We start from the raw sequence: 1,463 nt of genomic DNA on the forward strand, positions 1-1,463 counted from the left end.
GGAGTTTCAATGACCGTGTCAAGCCGCGTTGGCTGCGGGGGCCGGTGCCTCGGTGGTGAAGCGGCGGTTGTCACGGAGCAGCGCCCAGACGAGGTCGACCAGACGGCGGGCGAGCGCGATCAAGGCTTGGGTGTGTCGTTTCTTCTCGGCTTTCTTCCGGTCGTAGAAGGCGCGGGAAGGGCCGTCGGGACGTCTGATCGCCGAGAGCGCGGCCATGTAGAACACCCGGCGCAGGCCGCGGTGATAGCGCTTGGGGCGGTGCAGATTGTTTCTGACTCGACCCGAGTCTCGGGGAACGGGCGCCAAGCCGGCGTAGGCGGCGAGCTTGCTGGATGTGCCGAACGCGGCGACGAGGTTCCCGCCGGTGTCGGCGAGCAGCTCCGCGCCCAGGATCGGGCCGAACCCGTCGACGCTGGTGATGATCTCGGCATGCGGGTGCTCGGCGAAGCGCGCCCCGAGCTGCTTGTCGAGGTCTTTGATCTCACGGTCCAGCTCGAGCAGCTGCCGGGCCAGCCGGGCGATCAGCGGGGCGGTCACCGACTCGCCGGGCAGCGCCACGCTCTGCCCGGCGGCCACCTGCACCGCGGTCGCGGCCATGGCCTCGATGCCGGGGGCCCAGGCCCGCTGCGCCCGCAGGTGCGCGGCGACCTTCTCGACCCCGGCCGCGCGCAGCTCGGCCGGGGTCTGGAAGCCGAGCACCAAGATCAACGCCGACCGGGTGGTGTAGTCGAAGGCCTGCTCCAGGCCGGGGAAGATCGACCCGAGCAGCTCGCGGAGCCGGTTGACCCCCCGCACCCAGTCGGCCATCAGATCCTCGCGGCGCGCGGTGAGGACCTGCAGGTCCCCCACGATCTGGTCGGGCACGGCCACCTCGGTCAGATCGGTGCGCAGCCGGGCGGTCTCGGCGATCGTGCGGGCGTCCCGCGCGTCGGTCTTGGCTTCCCCGGCGTAGGCACCGGACATCCGGTTGACCAGCCGACCCGGCACCGAGCGCAGCGGGCGGCCAGTGGCCTGCAGCAGCGCGATCAGCAGGGCGGCCGCCCCGGAGGTCATGTCCACCGCCCACACCACCTGTCCGGCCGGCCCGGCCTTCGTGGTGGTGCGGGTGATCAGGTCCTCGATCGCAGCCTGGGAATTGGTGATCTTGCGGGAGAACACCGTCTTGCCGTGCTCGTCGACCGCGCAGGCGTGATGGGCTCTTTTCCCGACGTCGATCCCGACCCACAGTTTCCTGCCCGCCACGTGATCTCGGCTCCCTTTCGACCCGTTGAAAGGCCCGTGGACGTCCCCGCCTGCAGCTCCGTAAACAGCGACCGTGCGCAGATCTCAATCAGCGGCCAAGGCGTCCCGAACGGCAGGGCGGCCACTCCTCAGAAGCCACCAACGACAAGAACCGATCAGCCACACCCTGCCGTCGCGGGCGTCCGGAACACCTCGTCCCGAACATCAACAACCTTACGGAG

At 69.9% G+C, this 1,463-nt stretch carries 1 protein-coding gene; it reads right to left on the reverse strand.

Annotated elements, in window-relative coordinates; translation table 11 throughout:
* Positions 1–18 precede the first annotated feature (18 nt).
* Positions 19–1,242 (reverse strand): IS110 family RNA-guided transposase, encoded by a 1,224-nt coding sequence (locus tag PKE99_RS37510; RefSeq protein WP_037054752.1) that lies wholly within the window; start codon positions 1,240–1,242, stop codon positions 19–21.
* Between the last annotated feature and the right edge of the window lie 221 nt (positions 1,243–1,463).

The sequence above is a fragment of the Pseudonocardia halophobica genome, assembly GCF_027922425.1.
GTDB classification, from domain to species: Bacteria; Actinomycetota; Actinomycetes; order Mycobacteriales; family Pseudonocardiaceae; genus Pseudonocardia; species Pseudonocardia halophobica.